21 protein-coding genes are annotated in these 25,712 nt (G+C 34.7%); 18 read left to right on the top strand and 3 right to left on the bottom strand.

Annotated elements, in window-relative coordinates; all coding sequences use genetic code 11:
* The first annotated feature begins 8 nt into the window (after positions 1-8).
* The 17 genes from leuB to EKL97_RS06820 all read left to right on the top strand — a co-directional run bounded on the left by leuB (position 9) and on the right by EKL97_RS06820 (position 21,223).
* Complete coding sequence (gene leuB, locus EKL97_RS06900) at positions 9-1,127, top strand: 3-isopropylmalate dehydrogenase (RefSeq protein ID WP_126514921.1); 1,119 nt, start codon at positions 9-11, stop codon at positions 1,125-1,127.
* A 61-nt stretch (positions 1,128-1,188) separates the two neighbouring features.
* On the top strand, positions 1,189-2,862 hold the full coding sequence (gene ilvD / locus EKL97_RS06895) for a dihydroxy-acid dehydratase (protein ID WP_126568522.1): 1,674 nt from the start codon (positions 1,189-1,191) through the stop codon (positions 2,860-2,862).
* Between the two features lie 57 nt (positions 2,863-2,919).
* Positions 2,920-4,614 (top strand): biosynthetic-type acetolactate synthase large subunit, encoded by a 1,695-nt coding sequence (gene ilvB / locus EKL97_RS06890; RefSeq protein ID WP_126568521.1) that lies wholly within the window; start codon positions 2,920-2,922, stop codon positions 4,612-4,614.
* A gap of 151 nt (positions 4,615-4,765) precedes the next feature.
* A complete protein-coding gene (ilvN, locus tag EKL97_RS06885; protein WP_126459729.1) occupies positions 4,766-5,287 on the top strand; it encodes an acetolactate synthase small subunit in 522 nt (173 codons plus the stop codon).
* 107 nt (positions 5,288-5,394) lie between these two features.
* Positions 5,395-6,864: a ketol-acid reductoisomerase gene (ilvC, locus tag EKL97_RS06880; protein ID WP_126553235.1), complete on the top strand. Its 1,470-nt coding sequence runs from the start codon at positions 5,395-5,397 to the stop codon at positions 6,862-6,864.
* A 529-nt stretch (positions 6,865-7,393) separates the two neighbouring features.
* Positions 7,394-9,301 (top strand): acetate--CoA ligase, encoded by a 1,908-nt coding sequence (gene acs / locus EKL97_RS06875; protein ID WP_126459723.1) that lies wholly within the window; start codon positions 7,394-7,396, stop codon positions 9,299-9,301.
* Between the two features lie 254 nt (positions 9,302-9,555).
* A complete protein-coding gene (locus EKL97_RS06870; RefSeq protein ID WP_126568520.1) occupies positions 9,556-10,830 on the top strand; it encodes a mechanosensitive ion channel family protein in 1,275 nt (424 codons plus the stop codon).
* 129 nt (positions 10,831-10,959) lie between these two features.
* Positions 10,960-12,090, top strand: coding sequence for an NAD(P)/FAD-dependent oxidoreductase (locus tag EKL97_RS06865; RefSeq protein ID WP_126568519.1), 1,131 nt, complete (start codon positions 10,960-10,962; stop codon positions 12,088-12,090).
* Positions 12,091-12,801, top strand: coding sequence for a methyltransferase domain-containing protein (locus tag EKL97_RS06860; RefSeq protein ID WP_126568518.1), 711 nt, complete (start codon positions 12,091-12,093; stop codon positions 12,799-12,801). It begins immediately after the preceding gene.
* Entirely contained in the window at positions 12,798-13,850 is a 1,053-nt protein-coding gene (locus tag EKL97_RS06855) for a type III polyketide synthase (RefSeq protein WP_126553243.1), read from the top strand. Before EKL97_RS06860 ends, EKL97_RS06855 begins: the two co-directional genes overlap by 4 nt.
* A gap of 25 nt (positions 13,851-13,875) precedes the next feature.
* A complete protein-coding gene (locus tag EKL97_RS06850; protein WP_126568517.1) occupies positions 13,876-14,349 on the top strand; it encodes a 3-hydroxyacyl-ACP dehydratase FabZ family protein in 474 nt (157 codons plus the stop codon).
* A gap of 124 nt (positions 14,350-14,473) precedes the next feature.
* Positions 14,474-15,748 carry a beta-ketoacyl-[acyl-carrier-protein] synthase family protein gene (locus EKL97_RS06845; RefSeq protein ID WP_126568516.1) on the top strand — a complete coding sequence of 425 codons (1,275 nt, stop codon included), beginning with the start codon at positions 14,474-14,476 and terminating at the stop codon, positions 15,746-15,748.
* 90 nt (positions 15,749-15,838) lie between these two features.
* A complete protein-coding gene (locus tag EKL97_RS06840; RefSeq protein WP_126568515.1) occupies positions 15,839-16,114 on the top strand; it encodes an acyl carrier protein in 276 nt (91 codons plus the stop codon).
* Entirely contained in the window at positions 16,111-16,596 is a 486-nt protein-coding gene (locus EKL97_RS06835) for a 4'-phosphopantetheinyl transferase superfamily protein (RefSeq protein ID WP_126568514.1), read from the top strand. Before EKL97_RS06840 ends, EKL97_RS06835 begins: the two co-directional genes overlap by 4 nt.
* Before the next feature lie 130 nt (positions 16,597-16,726).
* Positions 16,727-18,700 (top strand): tetratricopeptide repeat protein, encoded by a 1,974-nt coding sequence (locus EKL97_RS06830; protein WP_126568513.1) that lies wholly within the window; start codon positions 16,727-16,729, stop codon positions 18,698-18,700.
* Between the two features lies 1 nt (position 18,701).
* Positions 18,702-19,031: a nucleotide pyrophosphohydrolase gene (locus EKL97_RS06825; RefSeq protein WP_126459696.1), complete on the top strand. Its 330-nt coding sequence runs from the start codon at positions 18,702-18,704 to the stop codon at positions 19,029-19,031.
* Positions 19,028-21,223, top strand: a complete 2,196-nt coding sequence (locus EKL97_RS06820; protein ID WP_126568512.1) for a DNA/RNA helicase domain-containing protein — start codon at positions 19,028-19,030, stop codon at positions 21,221-21,223. The genes EKL97_RS06825 and EKL97_RS06820 overlap by 4 nt, the downstream gene beginning before the upstream one ends.
* Positions 21,224-21,411: 188 nt before the next feature.
* Here EKL97_RS06820 and EKL97_RS06815 read toward each other — a convergent pair whose 3' ends face one another.
* Both EKL97_RS06815 and EKL97_RS06810 read right to left on the bottom strand, forming a co-directional pair.
* Positions 21,412-22,008 (bottom strand): 3'-5' exonuclease, encoded by a 597-nt coding sequence (locus EKL97_RS06815; protein ID WP_126451613.1) that lies wholly within the window; start codon positions 22,006-22,008, stop codon positions 21,412-21,414.
* Positions 22,009-22,010: 2 nt separating this feature from the next.
* Complete coding sequence (locus tag EKL97_RS06810) at positions 22,011-23,927, bottom strand: DUF294 nucleotidyltransferase-like domain-containing protein (protein ID WP_126553251.1); 1,917 nt, start codon at positions 23,925-23,927, stop codon at positions 22,011-22,013.
* A 183-nt stretch (positions 23,928-24,110) separates the two neighbouring features.
* On the opposite strand from EKL97_RS06810, the gene EKL97_RS06805 reads away from it, so the two are divergent.
* Entirely contained in the window at positions 24,111-24,617 is a 507-nt protein-coding gene (locus tag EKL97_RS06805) for a DUF2911 domain-containing protein (protein ID WP_126568511.1), read from the top strand.
* A gap of 208 nt (positions 24,618-24,825) precedes the next feature.
* On the opposite strand, the gene EKL97_RS06800 is transcribed toward EKL97_RS06805, so the two are convergent.
* The gene (locus EKL97_RS06800; RefSeq protein WP_126451616.1) at positions 24,826-25,701 is read right to left on the bottom strand and encodes a sugar phosphate isomerase/epimerase family protein; all 876 of its coding nucleotides are present in this window, start codon (positions 25,699-25,701) and stop codon (positions 24,826-24,828) included.
* Between the last annotated feature and the right edge of the window lie 11 nt (positions 25,702-25,712).

Here is a 25,712-nt window from a genome sequence, read left to right as displayed (position 1 = left end):
GCACTATTATGAATTTAAAAATAGCAGTACTTTCAGGAGACGGAATAGGTCCGGAGGTAATCCTACAGGCTAAAAAAGCATTGTATGCAATTGGTGTGGTTTTCGATCATGAGTTTGTATTTGAAGATGCACTAATAGGTGCCGTTGCGATTGAAAAAACAGGAAATCCATTGCCGGAACAAACATTGAATCTTTGTCTGAATACCGATGCTGTATTGTTTGGCGCTGTTGGCAATACAAAATACGACAACAATCATGATCCAAAATTGCGCCCTGTAAACGGCTTATTGAAATTGAGACAAGCATTAGGATTATATGCCAATATAAGACCTGTTAAACCGTATAAGGATTTATTAGATTTATCCCCTTTGAAAAGAAAAATCATTGAGGGTACTGATTTTGTGATTTTCAGGGAGCTTTCCGGGGGATCTTATTTCAGTGAAAAAAAGACGAATGCACAAGGCACATTAGCCTCTGATTTATGTGAGTATTCCGATGAGGAAATCATTAGGGTTAGTCATTTAGCGTTTAGAACAGCTCAGAAAAGACAAAAAAAAGTGACTCTGGTAGACAAAGCTAGTATTCTTGAAACGTCACGATTATGGCGAAAAGTAGTCCAGGAAATCAGCGAAAATTACCCTGATGTAACTTTAGATTTCCTTTATGTTGATAATGCCGCGATGCAAATCATTATTAATCCAAAACAATTTGATGTCATTTTGACCGAGAATTTATTTGGTGATATTTTATCGGATGAAGCTAGTGTAATCACAGGAGCCATTGGATTATTGCCATCAGCATCTCTGGGGAATTCCAGTGCCCTTTTTAAACCGGTACACGGCACTTTTTCTCAGGCAAAAGGCAAAAATACGGCCAATCCAATTGCCTCAATATTATCTGCTGCTATGCTTTTAGAACATTTTGGCCTTCAGTTAGAAGCTAAAAAAGTATATGAAGCGGTAGAAAAAGCAATTGAATTAAATGTCGTCACAGCAGATTTGAATCCCTATTCTAAATTTGGCACCAATGAAGTAGGTGATTTTATATCCAATTATATTTTAAGCAAAGATGAATTATTGTATTTCAATAATGACAATGTTTACATAGGACAATCGACTATTGTTTAGGCAACACTCGTTGACTTTCAATAATTTTAAACAGATAAAAACCGACACAAATAAACCGACAATGGAATTAAATAAATACAGCAAAACCATAACACAAGATGAAACACAACCTGCAGCACAAGCAATGTTGTACGGTATTGGTCTGACTGAAGAAGATTTAAAAAAAGCACAAGTTGGAATTGTTAGTATGGGATATGAGGGAAATCCCTGTAACATGCACCTGAACGGCTTGGCTAAAAAAATAAAAACAGGAGTCTGGAAAGAGGACTTAGTAGGGTTGATTTTTAATACTATTGGTGTAAGTGACGGTATTTCAAACGGTACTGATGGAATGCGTTTTTCTTTAGTTTCCAGAGATGTAATTGCAGATTCTATTGAAACCGTAATGGGAGCACAATGGTATGATGCACTAATCGCTATTCCAGGCTGTGATAAAAACATGCCCGGTTCCGTCATGGCCATGGGAAGAGTCAATCGCCCTTCTATCATGGTTTATGGAGGCTCAATTCATTCTGGAAAATGGAAAGGGGAATCGTTAAATATAGTGTCTGCCTTTGAAGCATTGGGAAAAAAATTCAACAATACAATCGCTCCGGAAGATTTCAAAGGAGTGATTCAAAACGCATGTCCCGGCGCAGGAGCCTGCGGAGGTATGTATACGGCCAATACGATGTCTTCGGCTATTGAAGCTTTAGGAATGAGCTTACCCTACAGTTCTTCTAATCCGGCATTAAGTGACGAAAAACAACAAGAATGCATTGATGCTGGAAAAGCAATCAGAATTTTGTTAGAAAAAGATATAAAACCTCGAGATATCATGACACGTAAAGCATTTGAAAATGCGATTACCATGGTAGCTGTTTTAGGCGGTTCTACGAATGCAGTAATGCACTTAATCGCTATGGCACATGCTGTAGATATTGAAATTACACTTAAAGATTTTCAAGATATAAGTGACAAAACACCATTACTTGCCGATTTGAAACCGAGTGGAAAATACCTGATGGAAGATCTCCATGAAGCTGGAGGAGTTCCCGCAGTAATGAAATATTTATTAAAAGAAGGATTGTTACATGGAGACTGTTTGACAGTAACTGGAAAAACTTTAGCTGAAAATTTAGCTGCTGTTCCGGATTTGAACGACGGTCAGCAAGTAATACACGAAATCCAAAAAGCACTAAAAGCAACAGGAACCATTCAAATTTTGTATGGAAATCTTGCTGAGGAAGGCTGTGTGGCTAAAATTAGCGGAAATGAAGGGGAGTATTTTGAAGGAGATGCCATTGTTTATGAAAATGAACATGATGTAATAACTGGGGTTCGCGGGGGTGAAGTCAAACCAGGGAATGTAGTGGTCATCCGGTACTGTGGTCCAAAAGGTGGCCCCGGAATGCCTGAAATGCTTAAACCTACTTCAGCTATCATGGGTGCTGGTCTTGGAAAAAGCGTAGCCCTGATTACTGATGGCAGGTTTTCTGGTGGTTCACATGGATTTGTTGTGGGACATGTTACACCCGAAGCTTTTGAAGGAGGCGGTATAGCGCTCGTCAAAAATGGAGATATTATCACTATTGATGCAGTCAAAAATACAATCAATTTAAAAATATCGGATGCAGAGTTTGCACATAGGAAAGCAAATTGGATTCAACCTGAATTAAAAGTAAATAAGGGAGTTTTATTAAAATACATCAGAGCGGTCTCGAGCGCTTCGACAGGATGTGTAACTGATAAATAACTTCAAAATCAACGCCAATAGCAATAGCAAAATTGACATAAGCCTAAAAAAATAATAATGAAAAATAATACAATATCCGGCGCCGAAGCCGTTATTAGATGCTTATTAGAAGAAGGAGTAAATTTGGTTTACGGCTACCCAGGTGGCGCGATTATGCCCGTTTACGATGAATTATATAAATTTAAAGATCAATTACACCATGTTTTAGTACGTCATGAACAAGGCGCTACCCATGCTGCACAAGGTTTTGCAAGAGCGACCGGTAAAGTAGGAGTAACGATAGCCACTTCAGGTCCGGGAGCCACAAATTTAGTTACCGGAATTGCAGATGCACAGATTGATTCGACTCCCATGGTGTGCATCACGGGACAAGTAGGGAAACATTTATTGGGATCTGATGCCTTTCAGGAAACAGATATTATTGGGATATCGACTCCGGTTACCAAGTGGAATTATCAAATTACCGAAGCTTCTGAAATTCCGGAGATCATGGCAAAAGCTTTTTATATTGCTAAATCAGGTCGTCCAGGGCCCGTATTAATTGATATTACAAAAAATGCTCAGTTTGACCAAATGGAATTCAGCTATAAAAAATGTACCAGCATCAGAAGTTACAATCCAAAGCCGACTTTAAATCTGGAAAAAGTTAAGGAAGCAGCTGCAATTATTAATACGTCCAAAAAACCTTTTATCGTATTTGGTCAGGGAATTATCCTTGGTGAAGCCGAAGAACAACTCAAAGCATTTGTTGAAAAATCAGGAATTCCCGCCGCTTGGACTATTTTAGGACTTTCGGCATTGCCTACTGATCATCCGCTGAATGTAGGGATGTTAGGGATGCACGGTAATTATGGTCCTAACGTTTTGACGAATGAATGTGATGTTTTGATTGCCCTTGGAATGCGTTTTGATGATCGTGTCACCGGAAATCTGGAAACCTATGCAAAGCAAGCAAAAGTAATCCACTTTGAAATTGATTCAGCCGAAATCGATAAAAACGTAAAAACAACAGTGGCCGTTTTAGCAGATGTCAAAGAGTCTTTAACCGCTTTACTTCCTTTTATCGAAAATAATACACATGAATCCTGGCACAATAAATTCAAAGAAAAATATGAAATTGAATTAGAAGCTGTAATCAATGATGAGTTAAAGCCTAAGAAAGAAGGAATTTCTATGGGAGAAACGATTGAAATGATTAACAAGCATTCTAAAGGAGATGCCATTATGGTTTCGGATGTAGGACAACACCAAATGTTTGCCTGTCGGTATGCCAAATTCAATTCGACCAAAAGTAATGTCACTTCTGGTGGTTTAGGAACCATGGGATTTGCATTGCCTGCTGCGATTGGTGCCAAAATGGGAATGCCAAATCGAGAAGTAGTAGCCATAATTGGAGATGGAGGGTTTCAAATGACCATTCAGGAATTAGGAACTATTTTCCAGACTAAAGTTCCTGTGAAAATTGTGGTCTTGAACAATGAATTTTTAGGTATGGTTCGTCAATGGCAACAATTGTTCTTTGACAAAAGATACGCTTCGACCGAAATGATCAATCCTAATTTTATAGCCATTGCTGAAGGCTATTACATCAAAGCAAAAAAAGTAACCAAAAGGGAAGATCTTGATGCGGCTGTTGCCGAAATGATGACTTCAAAAGAATCCTATTTCCTGGAAGTTATGGTAGAAAAAGAAAATAACGTATTCCCAATGATTCCAACAGGAGCATCGGTATCTGATATAAGATTGAGTTAATCCCCATCCCAACCCTCCCCGAAGGGGAGGGAGATTGAAAGAGAAATTGTTAATAGATTATATTTTTGAATTAGTAATAAAAATTATAAACATACCCTAAGCTAGTTTCGGCACCCCCTCTTTTGGAGGGGGCTGGGGGAGGATAAAAAACATGGAAAATAAAACATTCACCATTTCTGTTTATTCAGAAAACAACGTTGGCTTATTGAACAGAATATCTGGAATATTCTTGAAACGCCATATCAATATTTTGAGTTTAAATGTATCCGAATCGGAGATAGAAAGTGTTTCCAGATTTATTATCGTGGTGAATACTACCGAAAAATGGGTACATAACATTGTAGGACAAATCGAGAAACAAATTGAAGTCATCAAAGCTTTTTATCATATTGACGAAGAAACTATTTTCTTAGAAAATGCATTATTCAAAATTGAGTCGAGCTTGCTATTTGACGAAAAACAAATTCAGAATATCATCAAAGAAAGCCATTCCGAGATAGTTACAGTAGCTAGAGACTATTTTGTGATTTCAAAATCAGGACAACGTGCTGAAATTGAATCATTATACGATAAATTAAAACCTTTTGGAATCATGCAATTTGTTCGTTCCGGGAGAATATCAGTTTCCAAAGCAAAAATGGAGATTTCAACATTATTAGAAAAACTTTCTTAGAGTGTTCAGTCGCTATGTAGTTTCTCATTCCGACGAAGGAGGAATCTCAATCTTATCAGCATTAATTATTACAATTATTAAATTTTACAATCATTAAACAATAAAAAATGGCAAATTATTTCAATTCATTACCACTCAGATTACAATTAGAACAATTAGGTGTTTGCGAATTCATGGATCAGTCTGAATTTGTAGACGGAATTAAAGCTTTAGCAGGAAAAAAAGTAGTCATTGTAGGATGTGGAGCACAAGGGTTGAACCAAGGGTTGAACATGAGAGATTCTGGTTTGGATATTTCTTATGCTTTACGCGCCGATGCAATTTCGGAACAAAGAGCTTCGTTTAAAAATGCATCTGATAATGGATTCAAAGTGGGAACGTATGAAGAATTAATTCCAACAGCTGATTTGGTATGCAACCTTACACCAGACAAGCAACATACAGCTGTAGTTACGGCAATCATGCCTTTGATGAAAAACGGATCAACGCTTGCTTATTCTCATGGTTTCAATATTGTAGAGGAAGGAATGCAAATTCGGAAAGATATCACTGTAATTATGTGTGCGCCAAAATGCCCTGGATCAGAAGTACGTGAAGAATACAAGAGAGGTTTTGGTGTACCCACTTTAATCGCGGTTCACCCCGAAAATGATCCAAACGGAGCTGGTTTTGAACAAGCAAAAGCGTATGCGGTTGCTACTGGTGGTCACAAAGCCGGGGTTTTAAACTCTTCATTTGTAGCCGAGGTAAAATCAGATCTAATGGGAGAACAAACCATTCTTTGTGGCATGTTACAAACCGGTTCTATTTTATGTTTCGATAAAATGGTTGAAAAAGGAATCGAGCCTGCTTATGCTTCAAAATTAATTCAATATGGTTGGGAAACAGTTACAGAAGCTTTAAAGCATGGTGGAATTACAAATATGATGGATCGTTTGTCTAATCCCGCAAAAATTGAAGCGTATGAATTAGCAGATAAATTAAAAGACATCATGCGTCCGTTGTTTCAAAAACACATGGACGATATTATCTCTGGCGAATTTTCCAAAAATATGATGATCGACTGGGCTAATGATGATATCAATTTATTGACTTGGAGAGCTGCAACTGCAGAAACTAACTTCGAAAAAACAGCACCAACAGCTGCACATATTTCAGAACAAGAGTATTTTGACAATGGTGTTTTGATGATTGCCATGGTGAAAGCGGGTGTCGAATTGGCTTTTGAAACCATGACTCAAACAGGAATTATTGAAGAATCAGCGTATTATGAGTCTTTACACGAATTGCCTCTGATTGCCAATACAGTAGCCCGAAAAAAACTGTATGAAATGAACCGAATCATTTCGGATACTGCAGAATATGGTTGTTATTTATTTGATCACGCCTGCAAACCATTGTTGATTAATTTTATGAAAACGGTAGATACTAATGTGATAGGGAAACCTTTTTCAACTTCAAATGGAGTTGACAATGCGGTTCTTATTGCAGTAAACAAAAGCATTCGTCAACATCCAATAGAAGAAGTTGGGGAGTGGTTGAGAGAATCCATGACTGCGATGAAAAAAATTGGATAAAAAAATTAGGAATTACCACACAAGAGGGTGTGTTGGGATTAGCGCTATACCATTGGTTTTATAATATTTTGAATTAGTTAAAATTTATTAAAGAAATAGTATGAATATAGTCGCTTTTACATTCACTTAATGTCGAGCGAGATTGAACATTAAGTGAAGTAATCCCTAATAACTTATAAAAATGGTGCAGTATAATAGCGATTGATCTTAAATAAATCACTGCGAAAATTTTTAGCGATTGGTGTTTTATTACAACTGAATAGGTTGGTTGGTTAGTTATAGTTCAAATAAAATACTATTTGTCGTTACTAAATTAATTGTTAGGGATTTTTTGTTGATACAAAAAGCGGAGGTATTTATATATTTCCGCTTTTTGTGTTTTACATATTCCCTCAAAAAAGTAAAAATTAATCATATTAGTAATTAAAAGCTATTTATATTGAATAATCCATTTTTTTTCCTGGGTATTTATAGTCTAAATAGTATTAGGAATAGACTTAGATTTAATACTTTTATAAAAAATTAAAACATGAGCTACTATAAAATTGAAAATTTAGAACAATATTTTAAACATTACAATAAATCAGTTCGTGAACCTCGAAAATTTTGGGGAAAAATAGCAGAGGAAAATTTTACATGGTACCAACAATGGGATAAAGTTGTTGATTTTAATATGGCTGAAGCCGACATAAAATGGTTTACTGAAGCCAAAGTGAATATTGTAAAAAATTGTATCGACAGACATCTTGCAAAAAGAGGCGAAAAAACGGCTATTATTTTTGAACCGAATGATCCTTCAGAAGCAGCATTGCATATTACCTATAATGAATTGCATCAACGGGTCTGCAAAATGGCAAATGTGTTGCGTGAGCAAGGCATAAGTAAAGGAGATCGCGTTTGTATTTATTTGCCTATGATCCCAGAATTAGCCGTTTCAATATTAGCATGTGCCAGAATTGGCGCCATACATTCTGTTGTTTTTGCTGGTTTTTCAGCTTCTGCGGTATCAGCCAGAATTAATGATAGTGAATGTAAAATGGTTATTACTTCTGATGGTGGATTTCGTGGTAACAAAACAATCGACTTAAAAGTAATTGTTGATGAAGCGTTGGAAAAATGTCCTTGTGTTGAAAAAGTTTTAGTTGCCAAAAGAATTCATTCAAAGATCAATATGAAAGCAGGTCGTGACCAATGGTTGGAACCACTTTTGGATCAGGCTTCAGATAATAATGTAGCCGAAATCATGGATGCTGAGGATCCGTTGTTTATTTTGTACACCTCCGGTTCAACAGGAAAACCCAAAGGAATGGTTCACACCACTGCAGGGTATATGGTGTATACTGCCTACACTTTCAAGAACGTATTCAATTATGAAGAAAATGATGTTTTTTGGTGTACCGCTGACATTGGCTGGATTACCGGACATTCCTATATTCTTTACGGCCCGTTATTGAACGGAGCTACAACCGTAATTTTTGAAGGCGTTCCGTCTTATCCTGATTTCAGTCGCTTTTGGCAAACCATCGAAAAACACAAAGTTACCCAGTTTTACACGGCGCCAACTGCTATTCGTGCGCTTGCCAAAGAAAATATAGATTTTGTATTAAAATACCCATTGAAGTCCTTAAAAGTTATTGGGTCAGTTGGTGAACCTATAAACGAAGAAGCTTGGCATTGGTACAACAATCATGTTGGGGACAGAAGATGTCCTATTGTAGATACTTGGTGGCAAACTGAAACAGGAGGAATTATGATATCGCCTATTGCATTTGTTACCCCAACAAAACCTACTTATGCCACGTTGCCATTACCCGGAATTCAACCCGTACTAATGGATGAAAAACGAAATGAAATAGAAGGGAATCAGGTCGTTGGTAGTTTGTGCATCAAATTTCCATGGCCAGGAATTGCCAGAACAATCTGGGGTGATCATCAGCGCTACAAAGACACGTATTTCTCTGCCTTTCCAGGTAAATTTTTCACAGGAGACGGTGCTTTACGTGATGAGGTTGGGTATTATAGAATCACAGGAAGAGTAGATGATGTGGTAATTGTTTCCGGTCATAATCTGGGAACAGCACCTATTGAAGATGCTATAAATGAACATCCTGCTGTTGCGGAATCAGCCATTGTAGGTTTTCCTCACGACATCAAAGGGAATGCATTATATGGTTTTGTAATCCTTAAAGAAACCGGAGAAACCAGAAATAAAGAAAACTTAGCCAAAGAGATTAATCAGCATATTTCAGATCATATTGGGCCTATTGCTAAGTTAGATAAAATTCAGTTTGTTACCGGTTTACCAAAAACACGCTCCGGAAAAATCATGAGACGAATCCTTAGAAAAATTGCAGAAGGAGATTATTCTAATTTTGGAGATATTTCTACCTTATTAAATCCAGAGATTGTAGAAGAAATAAAAGAAGGAAAGTTGTAATGCCATTTATGTCAAAATAACAATTAGAACATCCAATTTATTAAATAGCGTCTTTTAATTCAAAACCCTTTCAAAGTTTAAACTTTGAAAGGGTTTTTTAGTTTAAAATGCAATATGACAAGATTGTATTTCATTCAAAGAAAATAAAATAGCTGTAAATACTAGTAGAAGATGTTAATGTAAACACAATGCGGAGCTGGTTTTTGACTGCTTAGAATAGGTAACCTATCTTTACCTTTAAAGCTAAATTTACTATGATTCAAATTGAAAAAAAATACAACATCGCACTCTGGTTAGACAAATGGTTTATTGAAGATTTTGGTTTAGATCCAATAGTGGCTTTGTATTTGAAACTTTTGACGCTTATTTTTGTATTGTTTATAATAAGTTTTTTGTCTTGGTATTTAACGAAAATAATTATAGTTCGTTTTGTGCACAAATTTTTTTTAAAAACAAAAGTAGTTTGGGATGATGTCCTGATAGAAAGAAGAGTTTTTGAAAAAATAGCCTATTTAGTCCCTGCTTTCATCATTATCATGGTTGCTCCATACATCTTTGGAGATTTTCCAAAAGCAATTGAGTATATAATTATTCTATCAAATATCTTTATAATTTTAGTAATAATACATTCTGTTATTACTGTATTATCAGTCTTTGATGAAATAGTGTCCAATACCTTAATTTTAAAAGACAAACCGATTACCAGTTACATTCAGGTACTTAAAATTGTAGTCTATTTTATTGGAGGAATACTGGTTTTATCCATCATGTTAGGCAAAAGTCCTTTCTATTTTCTAGGGGCAATGGGCGCCATGACGGCTATTTTACTTTTAATTTTCAAAGATACCATTCTGGGGTTTGTTGCCAGTATTCAAATGTCCGTGTATGATATGGTTCGGGTAGGGGACTGGATTTCGATGCCAAAATATGATGCGGACGGCGATGTGATGTCAATCAATTTAAATACTGTAAAAGTTCAAAATTGGGATAAAACGATCACTACAATACCCACTTATGCTTTTATCACAGACTCTTTCAAGAACTGGCGAGGTATGAGTGATTCTGGCGGGAGACGAATAAAAAGAGCTATTTATTTAAAAGTCAGTAGTTTTCAGTTTTGTGATGAAAAAATGCTCTCGCAATTCAAAAAATACAAACTAATTCAAAATTACATCACTCAAAAAGAAAATGAGGTACAAAAAACTAATTCGGAAATATTGGACAATGAGATCGTTTCAGTAAATATCAGGAGGCTGACTAATATAGGCGTTTTTAGAATCTATGCTGAAAAATACATTACGGCTCATCCCAGTATTAATAAAGACATGACTATAATGGTGCGTCAGCTAGAATCTACATCGAAAGGATTACCACTAGAAATTTATTGCTTTAGCGCAGAAAAAGAATGGTTAAAATACGAGACTATTATATCTGATATTTTTGATCATCTATTTACCATCACTTCTGAATTTGAACTCGAGGTTTTTGAGGAACCTACAGGAAATGATTTTCGGAATTTCAACCGGTAATTTAAGGGGTATCTTCAAAGACAATTGATGAAGCAATTGCATGTATTAACTAAAATTAAACAATAAGGCCAGTTTTTTTATCATTTGTTATACCCATACTAGCAAACAAATCCATAAATTTACTTTTGTATGAAAGATAAACAAGTAGTAATTATTGGTGGTGGGTTAGCTGGACTGACTTCGGCTATACATTTATCTAAATTAGGGCTTCAGGTGACGGTTATTGAAAAGAATAGTTATCCAAAACATAAAGTGTGTGGCGAATACATCTCTAATGAAGTGATGCCATATCTCAATTGGTTGGATTTAGATATAGCCCATTTAAAGCCGACACACATTACAAAACTTGAGTTTTCTACTGCAAGAGGAAAAACAATACAAAGTATTTTACCTCTTGGTGGTTTTGGCATCAGCCGTTTTGTTTTAGACGAATATTTGTATAAAAAGGCTATCGATAACGGGTGTACAATACTAAAAGATCAAGTAGAAAATGTTCATTTTGAGCAGGATAAATTTATAATAACCACGACAAATTTAATGGTTTTAGAGTCCCAAATGGTGATTGGTGCTTTTGGCAAACGTTCTATTATTGACCAAAAAATGAATCGAGAATTTATTCATAAAAAATCACCTTGGCTGGCCGTAAAAGCACATTATTCTGGGAAATTTCCCAATGATGTAGTGGGTTTGCATAATTTTAAAGGAGGCTATTGCGGTGTTTCTAAAGTTGAAAACGAAGTGATTAACATGTGTTATCTAGCCGATTATAAAACGTTTAAGCAGTTTAAAAACATTACTGAATATCAAAATACTATTGTTTCTCAAAACCCACACTTAAAAACCCTTTTTGAAACCAGTACATTATTGTTTGAAAAACCATTGACCATAAGCCAAATCTCTTTCAAAAAGAAACACGCCGTTGAAAACCATGTTTTAATGATTGGCGATACAGCCGGATTAATTCATCCTTTGTGCGGAAACGGAATGGCTATGGCAATTCATAGCGCCAAAATCGCATCAGAATTAGTAGTTCAATTTTATAACACCGAGATTAAATCCAGAGCCGAATTAGAAAAGCGATACCTGCAAGAATGGAATTTAAATTTTAAGGGAAGACTTAAAATGGGACGGTTTTTATCCAATATTTTACAAAAACAAAAACTTTCAGCAGTATTGATGCGTATATTAATTATATTTCCATTTTTATTGCTAAAAATTATAAAAAACACACACGGAAAACCAATCACTCTTCACTCGTAAATGACACTAAATACCAAATATAGAACTGATAAACCGGAAATCATGGATGATTTTACCATGGAAGGTGAGATTTTACGTGATGCCTTAGATAAAATTGCCCGGATCAATCAGCTTTTAGGAGGAAACCAGTTAACTCTAAGAGGAGTACAAGAACTTGTTCAGGATTCCAAATCTAAAGAAATTGTTATTATAGACGTGGGTTGTGGTAATGGGGATATGTTGCGAACCCTGGCTGATTTTGGTCTTAAAAACAACCTAAATTTCCAGTTAATAGGCATCGATGCTAACAATTTTACAATTTCACATGCACGACAATTATCAGATAAATATGCTAATATCAGTTATCGCTGCGAAGATATTTTTAATGAATCATTTAATAATCTAAAATATGATATTGTTTTGTGCACTTTGACGTTACATCATTTCAAAGACGATGAGATTATTCGATTATTGAAAGTTCTTTATAACAATACATCCATCGGAATTGTAATCAATGATTTACATCGTAGCGCCATTGCCTATCGATTATTTCAGGCATTATGTGTTGTATTTCAGTTGAATGCTATGTCACGAGAAGACGGATTAATATCAATTTTAAGAGGTTTTAAGAAAGAAGAATTGATAGCGTTCTCGAAAAAATTAAATTTTAAAAACTATAAAATTCATTGGAAATGGGCTTTTAGATACCAATGGATAATTTCAAAAATATGAGTGTAAAAATTAAAACCGTAACCAAACAGCTGCCTAAATATTCCAGAACAACAGCTGAAATAATTCCTTTTTTGGATGCTTGGCTAGTGGGGCAAGACGAACGATTCATCAGAAAAGTAAAGAAAATTTTTGAAGGTGCAGCTGTTGACAAACGCTATTCCATAATGGATCCGATAGAGGTGTTTACCAAAACTTCATTTGAAGAAAGAAATGCTATTTATGTTCGTGAAGTCATTGATTTAGGTGAAAAAGTATTAGCAAAAGCTTTAAAAAAAGCAAATTGGAATCCGCAAGATTTAGATTATATCATCACGGTGAGCTGCACCGGAATTATGATTCCGTCTCTCGATGCGTATTTAATCAATACATTGAAGTTGCGTCAGGATATAGTAAGGCTTCCCGTGACCGAAATGGGTTGTGCCGCCGGGATTTCAGGAATTATTTATGCTAAAAATTTCTTGCAGGCCAATCCCGGAAAACGAGCTGCGGTAATTGCCGTAGAAAGTCCCACGGCTACGTTTCAACTCGATGATTTTTCGATGGCAAATATCGTAAGTGCTGCCATTTTTGGTGATGGTGCCGCTTGCGTTTTACTTTCCTCACATGAAGATGACGAAGGTCCTGAGATTGTAGCAGAGGAGATGTATCATTTTTATGATAACATCCACATGATGGGTTTTAAACTCACCAATTCTGGATTGCAGATGGTACTTGATATTGAAGTACCGGAAACGATTGTTTCTCATTTTCCGGATATTATTCATCCTTTTTTAGAAAAAAATAATTTAAAAATGGAGGATATTGACCATCTTATTTTTCATCCCGGTGGAAAGAAAATTGTGCAAACCGTTGAGGCTTTATTTTCTGGTTTGGGAAAAAATATTGATGATACCAAAGAGGTTTTGCGCTCCTATGGAAATATGTCCAGCGCCACAGTTTTGTATGTTTTAGAACAAATCATGGATAAGCAGCCTAAAAAAGGAGAAAAAGGATTAATGCTGAGTTTTGGACCGGGATTTTCGGCACAACGAATTTTATTGGAGTTTTAGCTCCCAAATGGGGAATAGAAAAACTATGAAAAAAGAAGAAATTATAGCAAAATTACCGTATTCCAAATCCTTTTTGTTTGTGGATGAAATTCTCCAAATCGATGAAAACGGAGTGGAAGGAACCTTTACTTTTGATGAAAATCTTGATTTTTACAAAGGTCATTTTAAGGAATTTCCAGTTACTCCAGGTGTAATTTTGATAGAAGTCATGGCGCAAATTGGATTGGTTTGTCTTGGCATTTTTTTGTTAGATGATTCATTTAGTTCTAGTACTTCAATTGCCTTAACATCAAGTGAAATAGAATTTTTAAAACCTGTTTTTCCAAATGAAAAAGTGATCGTAATTTCAGAAAAAATATATTTTAGATTTGGAAAATTAAAATGTAAGGTCATCATGAAAAACGAAAAAGGAGAAAATGTTTGCACAGGAACAATAGCGGGAATGATCCTCACCCCAACCCTCTCCAAAGAAGTGGGACTCAAAACCGAATTAAAATAAATTAAGCAACAGTATAATTTAATTCTTTTCAATATTTTGTCACTGTAGTACTCTATTTGGTAGTATTAAAATTATTATTTTTTTGCCATTGTTATTGAAATTGAATATTATTTAACATTAAAAAATGAACAAAAGAGTAGTTATAACGGGTCTTGGTGTAGTTGCTCCAAATGGAGTAGGTCTTGATGCGTTCACTCATGCCATCAAAAACGGAATTTCCGGGATCAGGCACGACGCTGAGTTGGAGCGATTGCAATTTTCTTGTCAAATTGTAGGAAAACCCGAAGTTTCTGCAGAATTAGCAGGGCATTATTTTACGGAATTAGAACTTAGAAACTTCAATTCAACAGGGATTTTATATGGCGTAATTGCCGGAATTGATGCCTGGAAGGATGCCGGATTATCATTGGAAATTAACGAAGAACCGGATTGGGACAGCGGAACTATTTTTGGAACAGGAACTTCCGGAATTGATAAATTTCGCGAAAGCATTTATAAAATAGATGATTTACAAACGAGAAGACTGGGAAGTACAGCCGTAGCGCAAACAATGAATAGTGGTGTGAGTGCGTATCTGGGTGGGAAATTAGGACTTGGAAATCAAGTCTCTACTAATTCTTCGGCCTGCACCACTGGCACCGAAAGTATTTTAATGGCGTATGAACGCATCAAATCAGGGCAGGCAAAACGTATTTTAGCCGGAAGTACCAGTGATTCCGGTCCGTATATTTGGGGCGGATTTGATGCTATGAAGGTATGTACTTTTAAACATAATGAAACACCAAAACAGGGTTCTAGACCAATGAGCACAGCTGCTTCCGGATTTGTTCCCGGAAGCGGAGCAGGTGCTTTGGTCTTAGAAGATTTAGAAAGTGCGATTGCACGTGGCGCACGAATTTATGCGGAAGTTTTAGGTGGAAATATCAATTCAGGAGGGCAGCGCGGTTTAGGAACCATGACTGCACCAAATCCGGTTGCGGTGCAAAGATGCATTCAAAATGCTTTGACAAATGCCGGAATTTCAGCCAGTGAAATTGACGCAATCAACGGACATTTGACAGCCACTTCCAAAGATAGTCTGGAAATTCAGAATTGGAGTGAGGCTTTAAATCGAAAAGGAATTGATTTTCCATACATCAATTCTTTAAAGTCGATGGTTGGACATTGTTTAAGTGGCGCCGGTAGTATTGAAAGCGTGGCTTCGGTACTGCAATTGCATCACGGATTTATTTTCCCGAATATCAATTGTGCCGATTTGAATCCAGAAATAACAGCACTAATTGATGAATCAAGAGTTCCACGACAACGACTTGATATAGAAATAAATACATTAGCAAAAGCCAGTTTTGGTTTTGGTGATGTGAATGGGTGTGTAATTTTTAAAAAATTTAAAAAATGAAAAAATGAACCGTAAATTCCCCAATTTGTGGTAATTTTTTTGTCGTTAGAAAACGAAATGTACTTAAGTGCTGTAAAATCAATATTAATTATGAACAAACAAGAAACTATTCAGGAGCTAAAAGCCATTGTAAAACCATATATTCTGAATCAAGAAGCTTTTGACTCACTCTCTGAAGATACGGATTTCATCAATGATTTAAAGATAAACTCCGCTAATTTAGTAGATGTTATTTTGGATATAGAGGAAAAATATAATATTTTGATTGATAACGAATCAATGGAACGCATGATAAATGTAAAAGCAGCTATGGCTATTATTGAAACCAAATTAGCTGAAAAAAGTAGTGAATCACCAGAAAAATGATAGGAAATGACCTTGTCGATTTGGCTTTAGCCAAAAAAGAAAGCAATTGGAAACGCAACCGCTTTTTAGATAAAATATTTACTAAAAACGAACAGCTGTTAATTTCTAATGCCGTAAATCCAGAAGTAATGGTTTGGAATTTATGGTCCAGAAAAGAGGCGGCTTATAAAATCTACAATAGGGAAACAGGAATTCGAGGTTTTTTTCCTTTGCAACTGGAATGTTTTTACGAAAACACAACATTAGGAACTGTTTGTATCAAAGGAAAAATATATTTTACCCAAACTAAAATAGATCAGGATTGCATTCATACCATTGCTGTTGCCGGGAAAGAGTATTTCAAAAAAATTGAAAACTTGAATTCCGCCGATGCTATCTTTAAAAAAAATGGAATTCCTTACCGTATTGATGCGCATTCTAAAATGGAGAAACCCGTTTCCATCAGCCATCACGGTCGTTTTTGGAAAGGAATAACCCTATGATTTTTTTGCAAAAAGCACTTTTTTTTTCATACAATAGGGTGAGATTTATAAACAATGGTTACATTTGAACCTGTTGCAATTTTAAAAACAACAAAAAGTATCTTTTATAACGTATAGCAATTTATATTTAATGCAAATCATTCATAAAATAGACGATTTTCTATTTACGCTTTTCCCGAAATTAGTTGGGGGGGGGGGTAATTCACTATTAATCAGTGAATTAGAATCGTATTATACTTTTGGTTCTTTTTCCCCAAAAGTTTCCATTACTGAGGATTGGGTTACCATAACCATTGACACTTCGGCAATCCTGCTTCAAGAAAATGATTTCCGCAAAACGGTAGCCCTTTGTGAAAAAGGAAACTATCAAGAAGCAAAACCCATTTTACAAAATCTTATCGAGAACAATCCTACCAATTCGGAATTCCATCGAATTATGGGACAAATCCTGTCTGATCAAGGTCATCAGGATGCAGCGATAAATAGTCTGATTGATGCATTGCGCTGGGATTCTAAGAATCATTGGGCGTTGCTGATGATGGGAAATATTTTTGCTAAGTTCAAGAATGATATTCCTACGGCAATGTTGTACTATGATCAGGCTTTGGTGGTGAATCCAAAAGATGCTATCGGGATTACGAATATTGGCTATTTATTATTTCAAGAAAATAATCTTGAAAAAGCCATGAAATATGCACAAAGCGCCATTCAGGCAGACCCTGAGTATTCTAATGGACATTTTCTTTTAGCACTCCTTGCTGAGGAAAAAAATGATTTGCAAGTTGCCTTTAACTGTTGTATTCAGTGTATCAAAGTTAATAAGAATAAAGATATACTGTACAAGAATTCAGTAAATCAGGCTTTTGATGTTGCCAATAAAATTATTTCTAACACTGATGGTAATTCGCTTTTTGCAGAATACAAGCATCAATTAGAATTTGATTGCGGAAAAGAAATTGATGTTCTAGTAGATTCTGAAATTCCAACGGCAGCCAAGATTGAGTTTGCTGAAAACTACAATCGGATTAAGCACATCGTTCGGTATAAACCCAATTATCCTGCCGTAGCACACTTGGTTCTGCACGAATTAGCGCATCTTGATTTTGTAATTCAAGCGAGAAAACGGGGATTAAATCAGCTTTTTACGGCTACTCCACAAAACAGAGCTGTTTTTTTGAAAACGGTACAACCTACTATTGCCAAGTTGCATGGAATGAATATTCCAGAGCAATCGATTACTCAATTCTGTACTGGTTTATTTGACGGGTTAAATTTGCAAGCCTACAATACTCCAATAGATTTATTCATTGAGGATTTTATTTACAACGAATTTCCCCAATTGAGATCGTATCAATTCCTGTCGCTTTACGCTTTGATTCAAGAAGGCTTGAAAGCCGTAACTGATGTGACTGTTATTGAATTTTCACCTGCAACACTACTTTCTAAATCTAAGATTTACAACTTAGTAAATGCCTTACAGTTTAAAGCATTATTTGGTTTAGATTTTATAAACGATTTTAATGCCACTCCAGCCGAATTGCGCAAAGCCGAAGATTTTTATGCTGAATTTCTCGAATACAAAGACAATCGTAAACCTGCCGAAGAATATGAATTGGTACAACATTGGGCCGAAGATTTACAGATTGACTCTTATTTTGAATTGGAAAATGAGGACGAATACCGCAAACGATCTGATGTAGATACTTTTATTGAAAAATTAGAAAAAGATCCTTTTGGTCTACACGACGATACTGCTTTCAAAGAGAAGGAAATGGAACAGTTTCTCAAAAACCAAGAACATATTGGGACTAATATGGCAGTCACGATGTTTATGGTTGATGCTTTGCAGTATTTTAAGGATGTACCGCTAGAGGAAGTCAAGAAAATAGCCTTTGAAATCGCAATGCAAGGGACACAAGGTTTTGACCCAAATCAAAAAAACTACATCGTAGGTAGCATTCCAAACAAACGGTTTTCGGGTTATCACATTTTAGCATATTATTATGTGAGTTGGATGTTAGCTGTTCCTGAAATGGTTTCTCAGTTGCAATTGCCTTTTGAAGAGGAATATAAAGTAGCATTGACACTTTTTAAATCGAAATAAAATGAATGATATTCCGAGCATTATTCAAGAATTAATAAAATTTAGAAATGAAAGAGATTGGGAACAATTTCATAATTCGAAAGATTTGGCTTTAGCTCTATCTATTGAAGCAGCAGAATTAAATGAATTGTTTCTGTGGAAAAAAGCAGAAGATGTAAATATTGATAAACTAAAACAAGAATTGGCAGATGTTTTTGCATACGCTTTTTTGTTAGCCGAAAAATACAATTTAGATGTAAAAGAAATTGTACTTCAAAAGATTACGCAAAATGCAGCTAACTATCCAATAGATAAAGCAAAAGGGAACGCAACCAAATATGATGAATTATGATGCAATCATTTGAATTGTCTATTGAGGTTTCTGAACAATATGATTTTAATAAAGATTCATTGCCTAAAATAGCTCAAAATCCTTGGGTAAAAAATCAATGGCCTTTGGTTTACTTTATACAAAATGAAACTAAACGAATTGCCTATGTAGGAGAATCAACAAATGCTTCTAGTAGAATCAAAAATCACCTGGCAAATCCAAAAAAAGCAGATGCATTTACAAAAATTTCAATAATTGGGAGTGATAAATTCAATAAATCAGCAACTCTTGATATTGAATCAAACTTGATTCAATACATCACTTCTGAAGGAACTTACGAACTTCAAAATGGAAATTACGGTTTAGTCAATCATAATTATTACCAACAAGATTTGTACAAAGATCTTTTTAAAGAAATTTGGAAAAAACTAATTGATAAAAAGATAGTTAGCAAGTCACTGGAAGATGTTGAGAATTCAGAACTTTTTAAATATTCCCCTTATAAATCTTTAAATGAAGATCAATATAGTTCTGTTCTTCAAATTCTTGATGGATTGTGTATCAAAAAATCCAATAGAATTTTTATAAAAGGGAGTGCTGGAACTGGAAAAACAATTTTGGCTACTTATTTAATTAAATTACTTAATTCAGATATTTCGGATGCTAATTTTGAAGATTTTAGTGATGAAGAGCTCAAGGAGATCAATTTCATTATTGCTTTTCAAAATAAATATCCAAAAGCAAAAATTGGATTGGTTATCGCCATGACTTCTTTAAGAGAATCATTACAAAATGTTTTCAAAAAAATTCCTGGTTTAAAAGCGTCTATGGTTTTAAATCCATCGGATACCTTTAAACTCAATGACAAATATGATTTATTAATAGTAGACGAAGCGCATCGGTTACGGCAATATAAAAATATAAGTTGGATGGGAGCCTTCCGGAAAAATAATCAAAAATTAGGATTAGATGACACCGGAACAGAGCTAGACTGGATAATTGCGAATAGTAAGAATCAAATTTTCTTTTATGATTCAGCGCAATCAGTAAAACCTTCCGATATAAATGAGGATCAATTTACCAGACTTTTGAATCAAGATGATACTTTGAAAATCGAGTTAACGTCTCAGATGAGAGTTAAAGGCGGAAATGATTATATTCGTTTTGTAGATCAATTACTTCATGTAAATCGCTTGGAGAAAACTATTTATTCACCAAATGAGTATGAGTTAATTGTTTTTGATTCTTTAAAAGATCTTTATAGCGAACTTGCAAAGAAGGAAGAAATAAATGGGTTGTGTCGTTTAGTTGCTGGATATTCTTGGCCTTGGTTATCCGAAAAAGATAAAACTGTAATGGATATTGAAATTGATGGTTTACAATTTCAATGGAATCAAACCCCTAAGGACTGGGTTAATTCACCAAATGCTTTTAAAGAAGTTGGCTGTATTCACACGACACAAGGATATGATTTAAATTATACAGGAGTTATTTTTGGAAAAGAAATAATTTTCAATGAATTCACACAAGAAATTGAAATTAATCCGAAGTTGTATTTTGATAAAAATGGAAAAAAAGGGATCTCAAATAAAGATGATCTTAAGGCTTACGTAATAAATATATACAAAACTATAATGTATCGAGGAATCAGAGGTACTTATGTTTATGCTTGTGATACTTCTTTAAGAAACTATTTAAAAAAGCATATTGATGTTTATAAAAAAGATTTTCCGTTCAGAATCGTACCTTTTGAGGAGGTAAAACCGTTTGTGAATTCAGTTCCATTAGTAAATATTTCAGCTGCAGCAGGTTCATTTAGCGATTTACAAGTTCATTCTGATTTTGAATGGGTCGAGTTACCCTTTAATACTTCAGTAAAAGAAGGCTATTTTGTATGTAAAGTAGTGGGAGAATCGATGAATAAAATAATTCCTAATGGCTCCTATTGTTTATTTCAAAAAGATAGCGGTGGCAGTAGAGAAGGTAAGATTGTTTTAGTTGAAAGCACTGACATTCAAGATGCAGATTTTGGTTCAGGATATACAGTAAAAGAATATCATAGTAAAAAGAAAATTAGTAATGAAAATTGGAGCCATGAATCCATAACCTTGAAGCCATTATCTTTTGAATCAGAATATGAAAACATCGTATTAGATTCAGAAAATTTAGTTGATTTTAGAGTTAAGGGAATTTTTATTTCGGTATTGTCTTAAGATTATGAATTAGAAAGTTTCATTCCTCCAAAATGCGCTAAAAGGACAAAATTGAAATGCTATAAATGGAGCTACATATGTGATTCCCCCTTCGTCGGAATGACAATACTTTATAGAAATAGAGGCAAACCTAGTAATAATAAGGTGTTTAAAATCAATTGTATGCAATATGGCAACCAAAATTTAAATCACTTAATCCCCAGTCTTGATTTTAATTTCAAAAACAACAAAGCGGTTTTATAAGCATCCTCAGCAGCTGAATTCCGTTCACTTACCGGAATATTATAAGCCGCACAAAGTTCCTCCAGAGAAAATTGTTTGTCATTGATATCAAGTAGTTTTCTGTGCATGACATCAATATCCAGCGCCTCATTTTTTAATCTGCCACAGTCTAGTCTTTCCAAGACCGCATTGATCATTTCCACATCAAAATCAATGTGATGCCCAACTAAAATGGAGTTCCCAATAAATTCAATGAATAATTTTATGGCATCTGCTTCTCCTAATTTTTTCATTTTACTTTCTACCAAAAACGTATTAGAAAGTCCATTATCATGAAAAAATTTATACTGTAATAAAACAGCTTCAAAATTATCACCTATGACAATACTATTATCAATTACTGAAAAAGAGCCTATTGATAAAATAACATCTTTATCTGGATTCAAACCAGAAGTTTCTGTTGATACCACCACAAAGCGGGATGACTTTTTCTCAAATTTAGAAAGATAGGTTTTCCAAAAATCAGGATATTCTTTATTAATCTTTTTTATCCAGTCTAACATAATTATGAAAATTGAGTAAGTTGAAATTTACTTTTTATTAATTCTTCCAGTTCTCTCATAGGGAGTAAAGCATTTTTCAGTTTTTCTCGGTCAATTTTTGATAATTCCTCCAAATTTATAAATTGGCCTGAATCATCATTTTTTAACCCTTCTAAGGTTCGGAATTTTGATAAAGTCAAAAAAGCTTCGGCACAATTGAGATAAATTTCAGCATGTTTGGGATCCGTAATTGATAATTGTTTGAATCGTTGAAACGTATTGTTAATTCCTCGGATGTCGAAACTCAAAGTAAACAAACGGGCGCCATCAATCAATGGCATTAAAGCCTTAGTTTTAATATCAAATTTATCTTTATTTCTACCTTCTTCTTCGACATTGAATTTTTTGAAAAAACTAAGTGGAGCGTTTTTTCTTAAGGCATCATTTCCTAAGAAATCAAAAAATAACGTATTGTTTTTGGCGTTTTTAAAGACTACATTACTTATCGCATCTTCAATTTTTTGCTCTCCAAAAATAATTTCATAATCAAAGAAAATACTGCTCAAATCAGTGCTGTTCTCACCAGGAGTATTCATCCAGCTGTCATATTGTTTGATCCAGTCCGTCAATGATTTACACCAAAGCATAGTACTTCCCATGTGACCATTTGGACAGAATTCATAGCCGATTTTTTCTAGAGTGGCTGTGGTTTTTTTTCCAAGTTTAAGAAAATAGTCTTTTACGTCACGATATTTATCAGCAGCCACATCTTCAAAAATCAAAATACTATCTTGATCCGTTAATAAAAGCTGTTCTTTTCGTCCTTGACTGCCAATACTTAACCATGCAAAACGGGCAGGAGGGGAACCTAAATCCAAAATGGATAATTCCACCGAGCGTTTAATGACTGCCAAATTAATTTCGCTGGCAATATTAAAAACGTGTGATAGCGGAATATTTTTAGAAATTGAAGTCTGAATCAGATCTGTTAATCGTTCCCGTATTTGTTTTAGTTCTTTTGGTGATTGACACCGTTTGATTTCTTTTATTAAAACTCCGGGATTATTTGCTTGAGCCACAATCAAATCGTGCTCAGAAATGATTCCTTTCACACTGGATTTATCCGTTCCATCCTGAGTTACACACAAATGAGTCACATTGTGTTTTAGCATCAGTAACTGCGCTTCTGCCAGAGAAACGTTTTCAACCACCGTGATAACAGGGGAGGACATAATTTTATCTACCGTAACGGTTACTGGATATCTGCCGGTAGCAATTTTTGATCGCATATCCGCATCAGTAATAATGCCCAAAGGGATAGTATTATCACATACGAGGATATTGTTTTTTAACGATTCGGTCATTATTTGAGCCACGTCTTTTACAATTGCTGTACTGGTCGTTTTTAAGGGAGCTGTATTATAGGCTAGCGATTGAAAATATTGCATTTCAGATTGCTGATCCGAATAGAATACATTATCAGAAATTAATTTTCCAATTAAATTTTCTTTATCTTTTGGATTTCGGGTGTTTACGGCAAAACTTTCTAATAAAAAGTTTAAAACTTCAGAATTATTAGCTACAAAAGGCCTGAAAGTAGCAATGGGAATAGCATAAACAATGCTTTCTTCTCTTGCTTTGGCCGTCATCATATAATTATTTTTGGCAAAAAAGGGACGCAGGCCAAAAATATCGCCTTCGGTACATTTATTTAATAGCGTTTCCTCAGCATCTGCTATGACCGATAAATTGATAACACCGGAAGCCACCACATAAAAACTGTCATGCAAAAGATCATTTATTTGAAATAATGTTTTGTGTTTTTCTAAATTTACAACGCGAATATTTGCTGCTATTTCAGATAATTCTTCAAAAGTTAAGTAGTTAAACGGTGGGTATGCTTTTAAAAAGTCAGCAATGTGCTCAGCAATTGAATTCATAATTTATGGAATAAATAAGTATCGATTGTAAAAATAACAAATTTAAAAATTATAACACCGCCATTATTGCGGCAAAACAATTAAATTATAAAATCCTTAATCTTTTCATAAAATAAGTACGGATTTAAAGGAATTAAAAGCTACTTGTTTTACTTTTATACGATAACTAAAACATTTTAAATCATGAAATTATTTAGAAAAATGCATTTTTCGTTTATTGCCTTATTAATTGTAAATTGTATAGCTGCTCAAGGAAAACCTACCAGCAGCAAAGAAGTAGCCACAGGGGAAATTAATGGTGCTACAATTACCCTCAATTATGGGAGTCCATCAGTCAACGGAAGAGAAATTTGGGGAAAATTAGTTCCGTTTAATAAAGTTTGGCGTGCCGGAGCAAATGACGCAACAACATTTGAAACAGATAAAGAGTTGACAATTGAAGGTACTAAATTGCCAGCCGGTAAATACTCTTTTTTTGTTATACCAAATGAAAAAGAATGCGTGCTTATTTTTAATAAAGAAGCCAAACAGTGGGGAGCATATAAGTATAAAGAAAAAGAAGACCAACTACGTATTACCGTTAAGCAAGAAGTTGCTGCTTCAGCTGCTGAAAAATTAGTTTATACGATCCGTGCTAATACTGTTGTTTTGAGCTGGGGCAATTGGAATATACCTTTTTCTGTAAAATAAAATATGACTAAGTAATAACCATGGTATAATGTCGTATTTTAAAATCAGGATAAAATTATGTAACAATCTGATTTAAAGCTATTTTACTTAAAGTTAATTCTTTTGACTTTACGACTTTTAAACTTTCGACTTACTTAGAATTACTTTTAAATAGGAGGCTGTCTCAAAAAAACAGCCTCTTTTTTTTATAAAATATTTTCCAAAATGTTTAGATTAAGTTTTTCTTAATGTAATTAAAACTGGTTACAGCAGATTCTATTGGATTTGGTTTATAGTTCGATTCATGTTCCAAAAAGAAACGTTTCAGTCCGGCACGTTCCGCCTGAGCAAAAATACCCTTGAAATCTATTGTTCCTGTGCCAATTTCTGCATTCCAATCCGGATTTACTTTATCCATATCTTTTACGTGCCACATTTTGAAACGTCCCGGATATTTTTTGAATAATTCCAATGGATCATGTCCAGCACGAATGACCCAGTATAAATCCATTTCAAAATCAACCAAGTTTTTATCCGTTTCGTTTAATAAAATTTCATATCCATTCGTTGAACCGAATTTAGTAAATTCGAAATCGTGATTGTGATACGCTAATTTTAAACCTCCAGCTTTACAAAGCTCACCCACTTTATTAATTTGTAAGGCTAATTTTTTATAGGCATCACCAGTAGTTCCGCGCAATTCTGAAACGATGTAAGGTACTGTTACATATTCACTTCCTAAATAGTTGGCTGTTTCAACATAGGATTGTACAAGATCAGTTGAACCGTCTTTGATCATCGAATTAAAATCAAAATGATTACTCGTGGCTTTTAGACCATTATCATCTAATATTGATTTAAAATCGCGGACCGAAGTTCCAAAAAAGCCTTTGTCTACTGAATAACCAAAAGTTTCTACTTCAGTAAATCCAGCTTTTCCAACTTGTGCTAAAACACCTTTAACATCTTTGGGTAACGTATCGCGCAGTGTCCATAATTGAATCCCAATGGCTCTTTTTTTAGAGTCAAAAGCAAATGAAGGAGCAATGGCTAATGCGCCTAATGCTAAACCAGCATTAATTAAAAATTCTCGTCTTTTTATCATGGGTTATTTTT

The organism is Flavobacterium sp. LS1P28, from assembly GCF_003970335.1.
GTDB lineage: Bacteria > Bacteroidota > Bacteroidia > Flavobacteriales > Flavobacteriaceae > Flavobacterium.
This window is presented reverse-complemented; position numbering and strand designations above follow the sequence as displayed.